Annotated in this window: 12 protein-coding genes; 7 read left to right on the top strand and 5 right to left on the bottom strand. The window is 73.1% G+C overall.

The window, feature by feature from the left end:
- Positions 1-5: 5 nt before the first annotated feature.
- Positions 6-1,124: a hypothetical protein gene (locus HHX37_RS23205; RefSeq protein WP_182886734.1), complete on the bottom strand. Its 1,119-nt coding sequence runs from the start codon at positions 1,122-1,124 to the stop codon at positions 6-8.
- Between the two features lie 299 nt (positions 1,125-1,423).
- On the opposite strand from HHX37_RS23205, the gene cysC reads away from it, so the two are divergent.
- Entirely contained in the window at positions 1,424-2,647 is a 1,224-nt protein-coding gene (gene cysC / locus HHX37_RS23200; RefSeq protein ID WP_396776534.1) for an adenylyl-sulfate kinase, read from the top strand.
- Positions 2,648-2,753: 106 nt separating this feature from the next.
- On the opposite strand, the gene HHX37_RS23195 is transcribed toward cysC, so the two are convergent.
- The 4 genes from HHX37_RS23195 to HHX37_RS23180 form a co-directional block, all read right to left on the bottom strand.
- Complete coding sequence (locus HHX37_RS23195) at positions 2,754-3,794, bottom strand: hypothetical protein (protein WP_310740484.1); 1,041 nt, start codon at positions 3,792-3,794, stop codon at positions 2,754-2,756.
- A gap of 4 nt (positions 3,795-3,798) precedes the next feature.
- Complete coding sequence (locus HHX37_RS23190; RefSeq protein ID WP_182886732.1) at positions 3,799-5,172, bottom strand: MFS transporter; 1,374 nt, start codon at positions 5,170-5,172, stop codon at positions 3,799-3,801.
- A gap of 4 nt (positions 5,173-5,176) precedes the next feature.
- The gene (locus tag HHX37_RS23185) at positions 5,177-6,037 is read right to left on the bottom strand and encodes an alkaline phosphatase family protein (protein WP_182886731.1); all 861 of its coding nucleotides are present in this window, start codon (positions 6,035-6,037) and stop codon (positions 5,177-5,179) included.
- A gap of 167 nt (positions 6,038-6,204) precedes the next feature.
- On the bottom strand, positions 6,205-7,332 hold the full coding sequence (locus HHX37_RS23180) for a glycoside hydrolase family 26 protein (RefSeq protein WP_182886730.1): 1,128 nt from the start codon (positions 7,330-7,332) through the stop codon (positions 6,205-6,207).
- A gap of 295 nt (positions 7,333-7,627) precedes the next feature.
- Between HHX37_RS23180 and HHX37_RS23175 the strand changes: the two genes are divergently transcribed.
- The 6 genes from HHX37_RS23175 (at position 7,628) to HHX37_RS23150 (ending at position 14,917) form a co-directional block, all read left to right on the top strand.
- Entirely contained in the window at positions 7,628-8,959 is a 1,332-nt protein-coding gene (locus HHX37_RS23175) for a Wzz/FepE/Etk N-terminal domain-containing protein (RefSeq protein WP_182886729.1), read from the top strand.
- Positions 8,956-10,518, top strand: coding sequence for a hypothetical protein (locus tag HHX37_RS23170; protein WP_259406666.1), 1,563 nt, complete (start codon positions 8,956-8,958; stop codon positions 10,516-10,518). The genes HHX37_RS23175 and HHX37_RS23170 overlap by 4 nt, the downstream gene beginning before the upstream one ends.
- Complete coding sequence (locus HHX37_RS23165) at positions 10,515-11,573, top strand: hypothetical protein (protein ID WP_182886728.1); 1,059 nt, start codon at positions 10,515-10,517, stop codon at positions 11,571-11,573. Before HHX37_RS23170 ends, HHX37_RS23165 begins: the two co-directional genes overlap by 4 nt.
- Positions 11,574-11,640: 67 nt before the next feature.
- Positions 11,641-12,498 (top strand): sulfotransferase domain-containing protein, encoded by an 858-nt coding sequence (locus HHX37_RS23160; protein ID WP_182875617.1) that lies wholly within the window; start codon positions 11,641-11,643, stop codon positions 12,496-12,498.
- Positions 12,486-14,006 (top strand): lipopolysaccharide biosynthesis protein, encoded by a 1,521-nt coding sequence (locus HHX37_RS23155; RefSeq protein ID WP_182886727.1) that lies wholly within the window; start codon positions 12,486-12,488, stop codon positions 14,004-14,006. Before HHX37_RS23160 ends, HHX37_RS23155 begins: the two co-directional genes overlap by 13 nt.
- Entirely contained in the window at positions 14,003-14,917 is a 915-nt protein-coding gene (locus HHX37_RS23150) for a sulfotransferase (RefSeq protein WP_182886726.1), read from the top strand. The genes HHX37_RS23155 and HHX37_RS23150 overlap by 4 nt, the downstream gene beginning before the upstream one ends.
- Positions 14,918-15,046: the final 129 nt, after the last annotated feature.

Raw genomic sequence — 15,046 nt, 5'->3', positions numbered from 1 at the left:
GAGGATCATGTGTCGGTGTTCTCGTCCAGATGCTTCACCACTCGCGGCAGTTCGGGCAGTTCACGTGGGTCGCTGGTCCAGACGAGGATGCCGTCGACCTCGTACCCCTTCTCGCCCCGGATGACGTAGTCGGGCCGGTCGCCGAGCGCGTCGCCGGGCCTGACGGCGAGGAAGTAGTCGTAGGCCGCGAGCAGAATGTCGCCGAGCAGCCCCCGGCCCGCGAGCGTGTGCAGTCCCTTGAGGTAGGGGTGCTTCGGCGACTCGCCCCGGACGAACAGCCCGCCTCCGATCCGTCCGCCCATCATGGAGTCGGCCACCGCGATCTCGGTCTGCGCGCCGACCGGGGAATTCTCGATCCACATCCGCCTCCAGTGGGGGGTTCCCGCGGATGACACGGCCACCAGGTCCAGTTCGCGGAATTCCTCCGAGAAGGGGCCCTTGATCATGTCGAGGCAGATGATCGCGCCCAAGGTGGCGGACCGGCCACCCGACGGGTCCTTGACGGTCCGCGCGATCGGACCTGTGCCCGGCTGCACCTCGTACCGATTGGAGTCCCAGCCGTCGATGCCACTCTCGTTGTGCTTGGAGAAGTAGACACGGGTCTGCTCGTGCGATTCCAGCACGGCCCCCACGTTCATCCCCTTTTTCTTGCCGCTGGGGAGCGTCTCACCGGTGTCGACGGCGATTCCGCCCGCCGCCACGACGAATCCGGGGGACAACTTGGAGAGCTGCGCGTGGATTTCGTCGAAGACAGCCCGGGCGGTTTCCTCGCTGTGCGGGTTCGCGGCCGAGTGGACGAGCTGGCTGTTGGTCGTGCCGTCGCCCGGCCCCTGTTCGATCACCCCGTTGAGGGCGAATTCCGGGAAGAGGATGACTCGCAGGTCGTCGTCGGGCTTGTCGAGTGCGCCGATCTGCCGCATGACCGAAAAGTAGTGACTCACCGCCGACCGGCCGTCGTCGAGGGAATGGATCGCTTTGGGGTAGGGGCCGAGCCGGACGGTGGATATCGTCTTGTAGGTGCGCCTGAAGTTCCGGTAGACGGTGACCGGATTCTTGACCAGGGCCAGCTGCATCGTCGCCCGCAGCATCCCGGCAGACATGAACGTGCGTCCTTTGTTCGCCACAGTCACTCCTTTTCCTTCTTCCGCTCCGCCCGACAGACATTAGACCGAATACCGCCCCACTAAAAGAGCCTCTTTCACAACAGGGCTACTATGTGTAGATTTATCCACAATGATCTGATTTGCACATAGGATTGTATTATGCGAAAAAGGTCGGCCTGAAGGAAATGCGCCGTGGAATCGATCGCGAGGCGCGGGGAAGACGTGCGGGGAACGGGCGGGGCAACGGGCACGGGCGGCCCGCCGTACTCCGGGGTAAGGTTTCCTGACCATCCGACGACCCACCGACCCACGAAGCGGAAATCATGATCGAGTGGACGCCCGACGCGCGTGAGCTGGCCGACCTTGAGCTACTGCTGTCCGGGGCGTACGCGCCGCTGACCGGCTTCCTCACCGCGGCGGAGGTGGAGAGCGTGGCCGGGCGCGGGCGGCTGCCCGGCGGCGCTCCCTGGCCCGACCCGGTCACCATCGCGCTGCCCGACGAGATCGGGCCCGGGGACCGGGTGACGCTGAAGGACCCCGAGGGCGCGGCGGTCGCGGTGCTGACCGTCACCGAGCGCGACGGGCACCACGCGGCCGGGCCGGTCGAGGCGCTCGACGCCCCCGTCTACGGCCCGTTCTCGCGGCTGCGCCGTACGCCGGAGGAGGTGCGCAAGGACCTGCCGGACGGCGGCGAGGTCCTCGCGGTGACCATGCGCGGGCCGCTCGACTCGGCCGCGCTCGACGACGTCGCGGCGACCGCGGAGGAACTGGACGCGGCCGTGCTCCTGATGCCCCTGGTCTTCGGCGAGGCGGGTCCCGCGGTGGTGCGGGCCGCGCTCAAGGCGGCCGAGCGGCTGCCCGGGGCGATGGTGGTCGCGGTGCCGCTCGCGCCGCGCGAGGACGCCGAGATCGACCTCGAACTCCGTGAGCACGTGGCCCGCAACTACGGCGCCACCGAGCACTACGCCGGCCCCGCGCCGGTCACGATCCCCGGGCCGCCGCACCGGCGGGGCCTCGTCGTGTTCTTCACCGGGCTGTCCGGCTCGGGCAAGTCGACGATCGCGCGGGGGCTGCGCGACGCGCTGCTGGAGCGGGGCGGCCGCACCGTCACCTACCTGGACGGCGACGTCGTGCGCCGCCTGCTGTCGGCCGGGCTGACGTTCTCGCGGGAGGACCGCGACCTGAACATCCGCCGGATCGGATTCGTCGCCGCCGAGGTCGCCCGGCACGGCGGCCTGGCGATCTGCGCGCCCATCGCGCCGTACGCCGCGACCCGGGACGAGGTGCGGGCGATGGTCGCGGAGGTCGGCGGCGACTTCCTGCTGGTCCACGTGGCCACGCCGCTGGAGGAGTGCGAGCGGCGCGACCGCAAGGGCCTGTACGCCAAGGCGCGGGCCGGGCTGATCCCGGAGTTCACCGGCGTCTCCGACCCGTACGAGGAGCCGGAGGACGCCGACCTCGTCCTCGACACCACCGGAGTGACGGTCGAGCGCGCGGTCGGGTCCGTGCTGAACCTCGTCACCTCGGGCGGCTGGATCCGTTAGCCGCACCTCGCCGGGCTTCCGGCGAGAGTGGCGACGCTCACTCGACCACAGAGCTCACTCGACCACAGAGCTCACTCGACCACGGCGCTCACTCCGACCACGGCGCTCATTCGACGACGACGGGCGCGAGCGCCGCGGTGAGCAGGCGGCGCGGGGCGCCCGAGCCGTCCGCCGGCGCCGTCCAGATATCGGCGCCGAAGTCCCCCGGCAGGGCGTAGCCGAGCGTGCGGGCGTCGAGCCACACCGCCTGGTCGTCGACGCTGCGCCGCTCGGCGACCGGGGTCTCCCGCATAGTCCGGAGGTCGAGGACGTACAGCCGCCACGGCGCGTCCTCGGGCAGGCCGGGCACCCGTTTCTTGAACGCGACGCGGGTGCCGTCCGGGGAGAGCGACGGGCACTCCACGTTCCGCCGGACCGTGGTCAGGGTGCGGGCGGCGACGTCGCCACGGGCCAACCACGTCCGGCCCCCGGTCGCGAGGGTGACCCAGAAGTGGCCGTCGTCGGCGAAGGTCACCCCCCACAGGTTGACGTCGGCCGCGTGATAGGGACGGCCGTCCTTGACGACGCGGTAGGTCTCCAGGTTGTCCTGCAGGGACCAGGTGCGCGTGTCCAGGATCGAGGTGCGGGTGGAGAAGTTCGTCCCCGCGTACGAGTCGCCGCTCACGAAGACGGTCCACGCCGCCATGCGGCCGGACGGCGAGACCCTCGTGCGGGTGGGGATGCCGGCGAGGGGGAACGCGCGCCGCTCCCGCAGGCGCGCGTCGAGCACCACGGCCCGGTAGGTGTCGCCCAGCGAGCCGTGCACGGCCTGGAGACAGGCGCCGGTGCCGGACGAGGCGTGGAAGCGCAGGCACCGCACCCCCGCCGAGACGCGCGGGCCCCCCGGGTCATCCGCGGGCACGGAGACCACCTCGTCGCGGTGCGGACCCCACGCCATCGTCCGGAAGAGCATCCTGCGCTCGTGTCCCGCCGCGAGCGTGACCGCTCCCGGTCCGGCGGCGGGCTCCCCCGCCCGCGGCAGGCTCCGGCTCTCCGCCCGGTCGGCGGCGTGCACCACCGCCCAGACGGACAGGCCCCCGAGGAGCAGGACCGCGGCCAGCAGGACCGTCAGACGGCGCGGGACGGGCACGGGGTTCCTTTCCGTCACATGCTCAGGCTGTCCGCTGCGCGGAAGGGCGCGCCGGCGAGCGCAGGGCGGCGATCGCGGCGGGGGTGGAGATCGCCAGCCCCGCCGCCGCGACGGCCAGCGCCGGGCCGTCGCCCCAGGCCGTCCAGGCGGCGCCGAAGGCGATCGAGCAGGCGAACCGGGCGAGGGCCTGGCCGGTGCCCACCAGGGCCAGCCCTCTCGCCCGCATCGCCTCCGGCACGAGGCCGGTCACCGCGGCCGCCAGCACGCCGTCGGTCGCCGCGTAGAAGGCGCCGTGCAGGACGAGCACCGCCACCACCGCCGGCAGCGGCCCGCCGGGGGCCGCCAGCACGAGCCCGTACGCACCGAGCAGCGCCAGGTGCCCGAGCAGGAACAACCGCCGCCGCCCGATCCGGTCGGCGACCACGCCGGCGGGCACGGCCAGCAGCAGGAAGGCGGCCGCGGTCCCGAGCGGCAGCAGGGGGAACCACTGCGCGGGCACCTCGAACCTGCGCTGCAGCAGCAGGTAGACGAAGGAGTCGCTCACCGTGGTCAGCCCCAGCAGCACCGCGCACGCCGCAAGCCGCCGTACGCCGGGCATCCGCAGGAGCGCGGTCACCCGGAGCGGACCGGAGGACGCCGCGCTCCCGTGAGCGTCGGCGGTGTGGGCGGCGCTCGTAGTGTGGGCGGCACGCGTGGTGTCGGCGGCATTGATGTTCGCGTTGACGTCGGCGTCGATGCCGACGGCTCTGCCGTTCGCGTCGGCACGGGCGGGACGGCCGGGGACGAAGAGCACCAGCACCACCACGCCCAGCGCGGCGACGCAGGAACTGACCGTGAACACGGCGTCGTAGCCCTCCGCCGCCACTCCGAGCACCAGGAACGCCAGGACGGGCCCGCAGAGGGCTCCGGTGGTGTCCATCGCCCGGTGCACGCCGAACGCGCGCCCCCGGCGCTCCGGCGGGGTGGCCAGGGAGATGAGGGCGTCCCGGGGCGCGGTGCGCAGGCCCTTGCCCGTACGGTCGAGGGCCAGCACCGCGCCGATCACCGGCAGGGTGTGGGCGACCAGCAGCAGCGGCTTGCACAGCGCCGACAGTCCGTAGCCGGCCACGGCGACCGCCTTGTGCCGCCCGCCCCCGCCGTCGGCGAGGTGGCCTCCGGCCAGCCTCACCAGGGCGCCGACCCCGTTGTAGACGCCGTCCAGCACGCCGAAGCCGAGCGGGGACAGCCCCAGTCCCGAGACGAGGTAGAGCGGCAGCACGGCGGTGACCATCTCCGCCGACACGTCCGTGATCAGGCTCACCGCGCCCAGGGCCAGCACGGTTCCCGGAACCGCGGCCCACCGCCGTCCCCGGTGCTCGACGGCGGCGGGCGCGCCGCGACTGTCCGCGAGATACACGCGGTCAGTTCCAGACGCCGGAGACGGCAGACGCCGACGCCGCGTTGCCCGCGTGGGCGGTGCCGTACATGTCCTCGATGGTGCGCAGCAGGTTGTAGTGGTTGTAGGTGGTCCCGGAGGACGATCCCGCCCGCACCGGCTGCCCGTACAGCACGGTGGCGATGCGGTTGCCGCTCAGCCGGTTGTCCTCGTCGAAGGTGACCACGAGCAGGCTGTTGTGGGTCTTGGCCCAGGTCGCGTACGCGCCGAGTTTGTTCTTCAGCCAGGTGTCACCGGTGGACACCGAGCAGTCGTGCATGTCGCTGCACAGGTTCGGGACGACGAACGACACCGTCGGCAGCTTGGTGAAGTCGGTGGGGAACTGGGCGAACGTGTACGCGGTGGACGTCGGCACGTTGGAGAACCCGAACCAGGGGTTGTGCTTGCGCGCGTAGTTTCCGCTGCTGCACGTGGTCGAGCCCTGGCTGGGCAGCGTCTCGTTGTAGCTGGCCCAGCTCCTGCCCGCCGCGATCAGTTCCGACGCCAGGTTGGGCTTGGAGCTGAAGCCGGGGGTGTAGCAGGAGTCGTCGGTGATGCCCTGCGTCGACCCGGAGAACATGGCGAAGTAGTTGGGCTGGCTGGGGTGGGTCTCGGCGTAGAACGCGGTCAGATTGGCCCCGCCGCTCTTCAGCGAGTTGATGTACGGCGCGCTGGAGCTGCCGATGATCTGGGAGTAGGCGTGGTTCTCGAAGACCACGACCACCGTGTGGTCGGGCGTCGGCAACGTGGCCGCCTGGGCGCTGAAGCCGCCGGCGGCCCACAGGCCCAGGGAGGCGGCGGACAGCGTGAGGGCGGCGGCGAGAGCGGTGATCCGGCGGGACGGCATGGCTGTCCTCCACAGGGGGGTGTCTGCGACCAGCTCAGGCTAGGAACGCGTCGTGACGCGGACCGCACGCCCGACGTGAAGATCGGCCGAACGGTGGGTGAAGACCCTTGTCGCCCGATTCCGGCGCCTCGCGGGGGAGCGCCGCCGCGGCCGGTGAAGCGGGCGGGTCAGGAGGCCGGCACCGGCGTGGAGGTGAAGCGGCGGTCCCGGCCGAGCTGGGCGAACGCCCGGGTGGCGCCGGGCGTGGTGTCGAACCGGGTGTCCCCCCGGGGCGCCAGCGGCGAGTCGAAGTAGACCAGCGCCTTGATCTGGGGATAGTTCCCGATCTGGCGGGCGACGGAGTCGAAGAAGTCGCGCTTGAAGTGCGGCGCGTCCGGCCGCTCGAACGCGCCCCACTCGGCGACCATGATCGGCTTCGCCGGGAACCTGGCCTGCATCCACCGGTAGAACCCCGGCCAGCCCGGCACGTCGGGACGGGTCTTGTCGACCAGTGCGGCGAAGTCGCCCACCCGGCCGTCGGCGTAGGGGTCGAACGCCACCCAGTCGACCACGTCGTCGCCCGGGTAGAGCCGGCCGAACCACGGCCTGGCCGCCCAGTTGGGCGCGCCCATATAGGTCATCACGGTCACCGCGTTGCGCACGCCCCGCTCCCGCAGACGGGTCACGACGTGGCGGAACATGGCGGTGTAGTCGGCCGCCGAGTATCCCCCGCCCTCGCGTACGTCGTTCTCCGGCTCGTGGTGGATCGTGAGGAAGAACCGGCCGGGGAAGGTGCGCCTGACGTGGTCGGCGAGCCGGTCGATCCGCCCGTCCACGTCGCCGCGGGCGACCTCCGCCCAGGTGTGGTCGAGCGCGGGCTTCCAGTTGACCAGCAGCAGCCGGGGTCCCTTCGCCACCTCCCGCTCCTCGGCGGTCGGGAAGAGCTCGCCGCCCCGGTGGTAGACGTGCACGATGTCGGCCCTGCGGCCCATCCGCCTCTCGGCGAGCTCGATCGCCCGGACCGGGCCGCGCCCGGAGAAGACGTCGGGCGCTATCCCCCACCACGCCCCGCACGTCGGGATCAGCTTGTCCGTGACCGCGCAGGCGGCCTGCGTCCGCGCGGCGCCGTTCCCCGGCGTGCCCGGCCCCACGATGCCGCCCAAGCCGGCGTCGTCTCCCGGCCCGCGGCTGTCTCCCTGAGCCGTGTGGTCTCCCGATCCCGCGCCCCCTGCGGTGGTGCCGCCCGTCGCGGTGCCCCCGCAGGCGGCCAGGCACGCCCCCGCCACCAGTACGCCCATGCCGGCGATCCGTCTCATCGCGCCCCCTGTCCCCGCAATGGATGGGTGAACACCATCCCACCGATTCCCCGGATTCCGAGGCCGTTTTCTCGATCTCACATCTACCGAAATAGCGGGTTTTAAGTAGCTAATTGGCGGTCATTGTCCTGAGGAAATTCAGCAATAGCCGGGGGCGAAATCCCGCCGCCGCCTATAGTTCGAAATCGGGTCACGCCGGAGGGCCGCCGGGACCGCGGACGCGCCCGTCTCCGACGGCGTGCCGCCGCTGTGCCGCGACCGCGGCGGGGTGACGAACGAGCGCACGGAGATGTCCATGAGCCTGCCGCCGCACAGCCGGGACATCGGGGAGTACGGTTCGGTGCTCCGGCGCAGGCGGCTGGTCGTGACCGCCTGCCTGCTGGCCGGAGTGGGCGGCGGGGCCGCGGCGCTGGCGGCGACCCCCGCGCGCTACACGGCGGTCGCCCAGGTGCAGGTGCTGCCGACCGGCGTACAGGAACAACTCAACACACCCAGCACCCGGCAACGCGAACCACTCAATCTCGACACCGAATCACAGGTCGCCCGATCGGCGGTCGTATCCGCCCTTGCCGCCAGAACTCTGAAATATCAGGATCCGGAGGAATTACGGGAACACGTCATGGTGGACGTGCCACCCAATTCCGCCATTCTCTCCATTTCCTACACGGCGTACGATCCCGGGGCCGCGGCGGCGGGCGCCCAGGCGTACGCGGAGGCGTACCTGCGCAATCGCGCCCGTTCCGCCGAGGACGCGCTCGCCGCCCAGCTCAAGCTCATCTCCGCGCGGCTGCGCCAGGTCGAGGACGACCTGGACGAGGCCGCCGGAACCACTCAGGCTGCCGCGCAGACCGGGCAGACCACGCGTACGACTGGGCAGGCTGATCCCACGGCCCGGCTGGGAGCGGCCCGGCGGCAGGCCGTGCTGGCCCGCCAGGTGTCGGATCTCACCCTGCGCTACGACGCGCTCAGGACGGTCGCGGTCACGCCGGGCACGGTGATCAGTCCAGCCCGGCCGCCCGCGCGGGCCGGCAGTCCCAGCCCTCCGCTCTATCTGGGCAGCGGCCTGTTCCTCGGGATACTCGCGGGGGCGGGCGCCGCCTTCGCCCGCGACCACACGGACCGGCGACTGCGCACCTGTGCGGATGTCGAGCGGATGTGCGGCCTGCCCCTGCTCGCCGAACTGCCGGTCAGACCTGATCCGGAGATCCTCGGCGAGATGGCCGCCACCGTCGCCACGTCTCTCGGTGGCGGACCGCACCGGCTGCTCGTCGAGGGCGTCGGGACCGACACCGGACCTCGGCGGGACGGCGGCAGGGCCAGGCGGGCGGGGACCGACAGCGGGGCCAGGCGGGCCGGGGCGGACGGCGCCGCCAGGCAGCTCGCCAGGGGACTCGGCGCCGCGCTCGCCCACCTCGTGCCGGTGACGGTCGTGACCGGCCGCGCCGCCCACCCGGACGCCGCCCTGCTTCTCGTCGGTCTCAGGCGGACGACCTCCACCGAGGTCACCCGGGTCGTACGGCAGCTCGGGCGGCAGGGAGCGCGGGTCCTCGGCGTGGTCACCGTGCCTCAGGGATTCACCCCGCCCGTTCCCGAGCCCGTCACGGAGCCCACGAGGTGGAGCGCTTGACGTCACCGACGCCACACGCCGCCTTCCCCGGCCGCATCGATCCCCCGCCGTACGCCGCGTCTCCCGGCCCGGACGCTCCCCCGCCGTACGGCTTGGGCGGGAGCGGGCGGCTGTCGGCGGCCCGGCCCGCGCACGCGAAGCGCCGGGAGGCCGCGGACGCCCCGCCACCCGCACCGGAACGTGAACCGGCGTGTGGCAGGCATCGCGTGCCGATGAGCAGACCGGCGACAGGACCGGCGACAGGACCAGGGCGGGCGTCCGCGGCGGCGTGGCCGATCGGGGCGCTCCTTCTGGGCTACCCGCTCTGGTGGGCGCTCGGCCTGGGAGCCCTGTCGGTGGTGGTGCTGGCCGTGCCGATGGCGGTGGTGCTGTGGCGCAGGCGGCCGATAAGGGTGCCGAAGGGGTTCGGCCTGTGGGCGCTGCTGCTCGTGGGCTACCTCGTCAGCGCGCTCACGCTCGCCGAGACCCCGGACGGCACCTACGGCGAGCTCGGCACCGGCCGGGTCATCGGCTACCTGATGCGGCTCGCGGTCTACGTCGCGCTCCTGATCATGGTGCTCTACCTGGGCAACCTGAGCATGGCGGAGCTGCCGCAGCGCACGCTGGTGAGGTGGCTCGGCGCGCTGTTCCTGACTGCCGTCGCGGGCGGCCTGCTCGGCGTCCTCGTCCCGCGCTTCGAGTTCACCTCGCCACTGGAGATGGCGCTGCCGTCGTGGCTCGGCGGCAACCCGTTCGTCGCCAACCTGATCCATCCGACGGCGGCCCAGGTGCAGCACGTGCTCGGGCACGCCTCGCCGCGCCCGGAGGCGCCGTTCGAGTGGGCCAACGCCTGGGGCAGCGACGTCTCGGTGCTGGTGATCTGGTTCGTGGTGGGCTGGTGGACCTACGGCGGGCCGTACCGGCGGGCGGCGGCCGTGCTGCTGCTCGCCGTCGCGGCGGTCCCGGTCGTCTACTCGCTGAACCGGGGCCTGTGGATCGGGCTCGGCGTCTCGGCGGCGTACCTGGCCGTCCGGGGCGGACGCCCCCTCCTCGCGGGCCTGGTCGCGGCCGTCGCCGGGGTCGCGTTCCTGCTGTCGCCGCTGAGCGGGATCGTCGCCCAGCGCCTGGACAATCCACAGAGCAACGGCATCCGGGCCTTCACGGTCGCGACCACGGTCCGGGTCGCGACCTCGTCCCCGGTCATCGGCTACGGCAACACCCGCACCGCGTACGGCAGTCACCGCACGGCCACGACGGGCCGCAGCGCGTGGTGCCCCGACTGCGGCCATCCCCCGCTCGGGAGCGACGGGCACCTGTGGCTGCTGCTCATCAGCCAGGGCTTCACGGGGGCGCTGCTGTACGTCGCCTTCTTCGCCGGAGCGGTGCGGCGCTACTGGGCCGACCGGTCGCCCATCGGCAAGGCGGGGACGCTCGTGATGATCCTCGTGCTGCTCTACATGGTCGTCTACGACGGGCTGGTGAGCGCCCTGACCCTCTACCTGATCTCCTTCGCCCTCCTCTGGCGCAACGGAGCCACGACGGCCACCGGTGCGTTCCCCGGCGATCGGCGGCGGCCATGAGGGACGCGACCGTCCGGCTCCGCTACCTCGACGAGGTGCTGGAAGCGCTGTTCCCGCCCGCCGGGGAGGACTTCCCGCCCGCCGGGGTGACAGCGCGCACCGTGTTGCCGCACCGCCTCGTCCCCCGGCGGGTCGTCCCCCGCGCCTGGTGGCACGCGGCGCTGGGCCGCGGCCTGCGGACCGGCGGGGCGTCCGGCACGATCGAGACACACCTGAGCGAGGTCCTCGGCCGTCGCGTGCGCGTCGTCGTCCACGTCAGGCCCGCCCGCCGGGCCAACCGCAAGCCGGTCCTGGAGGCGTACGACGCCTCCGGGCTCGTGGCGTTCGTGAAGATCGGCGACTCCGAGCGAGCGCGCGAACTGGTGCGGCACGAGGGCGAGGTGCTGCGCGGACTCGCCGACCGGCCGCTCAAGGTCGTCGTGCCGCCCACGGTGCTGCATCAGGGTGTGTGGCGAGGTCTGGAGGTGCTGGCGCTGTCGCCCCTGCCCGTCCCCTCCCGCCCCGTCGCCTTCCACTCCGTCTTCTGCCGCCCCGTCACCTCATGCGGGGTACCCGCCGGCCTGCTCGCCTCGGCCGTCCAGGAGATCGCCGCCCTCGGCCCCCGTACCAGCCAGGCCGCAGGCGGCCCCACACCCATGCGTCACGACGGTCCGCCCGGTGACCTGCACGCCGGCCCGTACGCGGGCCGCGGCCGGACGGCGGCGTGGCACGGGGACTTCACTCCGTGGAACACGGCGGCGGGCGCGGACGGACGGCTGCTCGTGTGGGACTGGGAGCGGTTCGCCGTCGGCGTGCCCGTGGGCTTCGACGCGCTGCACCACTTCTTGCACCGGGCGCTGCGCCGGATGTCTCCCCCGGTCGCCGCCCGCGCCTGCCTGGCCCAGGCGGGCCGGATCCTGGAGCCGTTCGGCGCCGACGCCACCGCAGCGCGTCGCACGGCCGCCCACTACCTGATCACCCTCGCCGAGCGGCACCACCGCGACGGCCACGAGCCGCTCGGGTCCCCCGCCATCTGGCTCAACCCCGTCATCGACCACCTGGAGTGCCTCCTGTGAAACCTTTCGGACGCGCCCGAGCGCGCGGGAAAGCCTCATCCGTCCCGGGACGACGGAAGGGGCGACCATGACGTCCGTACTGAAGCGCTCGGCCCACGCGGTCTCGTTCGCCGCCGGACGGCTCACCACGGAGGCGCGGGTGCTCCCCTCGTTCCTCATCGCCGGGGCGCAGCGGTGCGGCACGACCTCGCTCTACCGCGCGCTGTCACGCCACCCGCTCGTCATGAAGCCGGTGCTGCGCAAGGGCGTCCACTACTTCGACATGGCCTACGACCGGGGCCTGCCCTGGTATCGCGCCCACTTCCCGCTGGTGACCACGGCCAGGGCGCTGGGCCGCAGGCACGGCGGCCGCGTTCAGGCCTTTGAATCCACCCCCTACTACCTCTTCCATCCCCTCGCGGGCGCCCGGATCGCCGCCGACCTGCCCGGCGTCAAGCTGATCGTCCTGGTCCGTGACCCGGTCGAGCGGGCCTGCTCCGCCCACGCCCACGAGCTGGCGCGGGGCTACGAGACCGAGCCGAGCTTCGAGCGCGCCGTCGAGCTCGAACCGCTCCGCCTCGCAGGGGAGGTCGAACGACTGCGCGACGTGCCCGGCTACGTGAGCGCCGCCCACCGGCACCACGCCTATCTCGCCCGTGGCCGGTACGCCGAGCAACTGGCCCGGCTGGAGCCCCTCCTGGGCCGCGACCGGATCCTCGTGCTCGACAGCGGGCGGATGTTCGACGATCCGGCCTCCGCGTACGACCGGGTGCTGGAGTTCCTGGACCTGCCCCGGATCGGCGGCGTGGAGTTCGCACGGCACAACGCCCGCCCGCGTACGGGCGTCGTGCCCGAGTCGGTGCGCCGCCGCCTGCACGAGCACTTCGAGCCGTGGGACGCCCTGCTCGTCCGCTGGCTGGGAGCCGACCCGTCATGGCGACGCTGACCGGGGAGGCGAACCGCTGGCTGTTCCGCCTGGGCCGGCTCCGCCGGGAGCTGCTCCGGCATGGGCTCGCGCGGCACGGCGCCGCCGGTCTGGCCGCCGCCGCGACGGCCGCGATCGGGCAGTTCGCGATCGTGCTGGTGGTGACGCGGACGCTCGAACTCCGCGCCGCCGGCGCGTTCTTCACGGCCACCACGGCGTGCCTGATGCTCGCGGGCGTCGTACGCCTCGACACCGGCAACGGCCTCGTCCACGCCCTCGCCGGGAGCGGCACGAGGCAGGCGCGGAACGCCGGGTCGCCGGAACCGGAGCGGAGAGTCCTGGCAGGCGCACCGCGTCAACGGACACCACCTCCAGCAGCGTCGCCGGGATCGGCGCGGGGGGTGTCGGCAGGCACACCGCATCGACGGATGCCTCCGGCAGCGTCGGCGGGATTGCTGCGGGGGGTCCTGGCTCCGGTGGCGGCGCTGGCGTGCGTGGCCGCGGCCGGGGTCTGGCTGGCGGCCGGTCCGCTGGCCGGGCTGACCGGCGTGTCCCCCGGCGTCTGGGCGGTGCTGGCCGCCGCCCTGCCGTTCGTGGTCCTGTCGGACGTGCTCGTCTGTGCCACCCGCGGCCTCGGCACGATGCGGCCCACCCTGCTGATCTCCGGGGCCGTCCAGCCGCTCGGCCAGCTCGCTCTCGTCACCGCGGCCGTCCTCGCCGGGGCTCCACCAGCGGCGCTGGCGGCGGCCTGGGCGCTGCCCTCCGTGGCCTGCGCGGTGCTCGCCGCCGCCCGGCTGCGCGGCCTCGGGCCGTACGACGTGGGAGACGTGCGCGCCTTCTGGCGGCACACCGCGCCCCGGTCGGTGGCGGCGGCGGTGCAGTCGGTGTTCCAGCGGCTCGACGTGGTGGTCGTCGCGCTGCTCGCCGGGCCGGCCGCAGCGGCCGTCTACACCGCCGCGACCCGCTTCAAGGTGGTGGGACAGCTCGCCGGGCAGGGGCTCGCCCAGGCCGCGCAGGCCCGCCTGGTCAGGGCCCTGGCGGAGGGCGACCTCGGCACCGCCGGGAGGGTGTACCGGACCACGACGAGATGGCTGGTCGGGCTGACGTGGCCGCTCTGGCTGGGATACGCGGCGCTCGCGCCGTGGGCGCTGTCGCTGTTCGGGCCCGCGTACGCGGGAGGTGTCGCGATCGCGCTCGTCCTGTCGGCCACGATGATGGTCGCCACGGCCTGCGGGATGGTCGACGTCGTGCTCGTGGCGGCCGGGCATACGAGGGCCAGCCTGGCGAACGTGTCCACCGCAGTGGCCGTGACGATCGCCCTCGACGTGCTGCTGGTCCCCGCGCACGGCGCGCTGGGAGCCGCGCTGGGCTGGTCGGGCGGCGTGCTCGTGAAGAACCTGCTGCCCGCCGTACAGGTCTCCCGCCGCTACGGCCTGCGCCCCTTCGGCGTGGGCCGCCTCACCGACAGGCCCCTCGCGGCCGGTTGCCTGGCGGGGAATACGCGCGGCGCCGGGAGGGCGGCGTCGTGACAACACCGGCTGGGCCTCCTGTGCTGGTCACGGGCCTGCCGCGCAGCGGCACGAGCTGGGTGGGCCGGATGCTCACGGCGAGCGGCCGCCTGGTCTACGTCAACGAGCCGCTCAACCCGCAGCGCCCGCCCGGCCGCTCCCCCGGCGTGCTCGACGCGTCCGTCACGCACCGGTTCCAGTACATCTGCCCGGACGACGAGGCGCCCTGGCTGACGGCGTTCTCCCGTACGGTCGCGCTGCGCTACGGCTGGCGGGCGGAACTGCGCCGCAACCACCGGCCCGGCGACCTCGCGCGGATGGCCAGGTACGGCACCGCCTTCGCCCTCGGCCGGCTGCTCGCCCGGCGGGCGCTGCTCGACGACCCGTTCGCGCTGCTGTCCATCGAATGGTTCGCGAGCCGCCTCGGCTGCCGGGTGATCGTCGTGGTCCGCGACCCCGTGTCGTTCGCCGGAAGCTGGCAACGGCTCGGCTGGTCGGTGGACGTCCGCGAGCTGCTGAGCCAGCCGCTCCTGGTCCGCGACCATCCGTACGTCGCCGAGCTGGAGTCCGTCGTCGGCGGTCAGGACGTGATCACGGGGGCGGCCACGCTGTGGCGGGTCGCCCACCAGGTCGTTCGCACAGTGGCCTGCCGTACCGCCGGCATCATGGTCGTGCGCTACGAGGACCTGTGCGCGGCGCCGCTCGACGGCTTCCGCGACCTGTACGCCTGGTGCGGCCTGCCCTGGACCGATCGCGCCGCTCGCCGCATCTCGGCCGCCTGCACGTCCCGCCGGGTTCCGGCCCGGTCCGCGTTCACCTGGACCGGCCTGTCCCGCACGGCCTACCGCCCGATGGACTCGCGCCAGGCCCTCGCCTCGCCCTCCCTCCCCGCCGAGGACGCCGTCCGCGTACGGGCCCTGACCGACGTGTGATGCCCGGCGTGTTCCAGAGACGCGACCTCTACCGGTGTGGCCCGCGATGAGCCGATGCCACCAGTCGTCCTCCTCGGAGAGGGACGATGACCGCGCATCCGACACGATCCTGTATCCACCGCGACGCCT

Origin of the sequence: Microbispora sp. H10885, from assembly GCF_014161415.1 — a bacterium.
Taxonomy (GTDB): domain Bacteria; phylum Actinomycetota; class Actinomycetes; order Streptosporangiales; family Streptosporangiaceae; genus Microbispora; species Microbispora triticiradicis.
The sequence above is the reverse complement of the archived record's forward strand: the minus strand, read 5'-3'. Positions and strand labels throughout refer to the sequence as shown.

What these genes read in the sequence shown, in the direction of transcription:
- HHX37_RS23180 (WP_182886730.1), bottom strand. Translation starts at nt 7,332, where the DNA reads ATGAGACGGATCGCCGGCATGGGCGTACTGGTGGCGGGGGCGTGCCTG.
- HHX37_RS23175 (WP_182886729.1), top strand. Translation starts at nt 7,628, where the DNA reads ATGAGCCTGCCGCCGCACAGCCGGGACATCGGGGAGTACGGTTCGGTG.
- HHX37_RS23160 (WP_182875617.1), top strand. Translation starts at nt 11,641, where the DNA reads ATGACGTCCGTACTGAAGCGCTCGGCCCACGCGGTCTCGTTCGCCGCC.
- HHX37_RS23185 (WP_182886731.1), bottom strand. Translation starts at nt 6,037, where the DNA reads ATGCCGTCCCGCCGGATCACCGCTCTCGCCGCCGCCCTCACGCTGTCC.
- HHX37_RS23165 (WP_182886728.1), top strand. Translation starts at nt 10,515, where the DNA reads ATGAGGGACGCGACCGTCCGGCTCCGCTACCTCGACGAGGTGCTGGAA.
- HHX37_RS23155 (WP_182886727.1), top strand. Translation starts at nt 12,486, where the DNA reads ATGGCGACGCTGACCGGGGAGGCGAACCGCTGGCTGTTCCGCCTGGGC.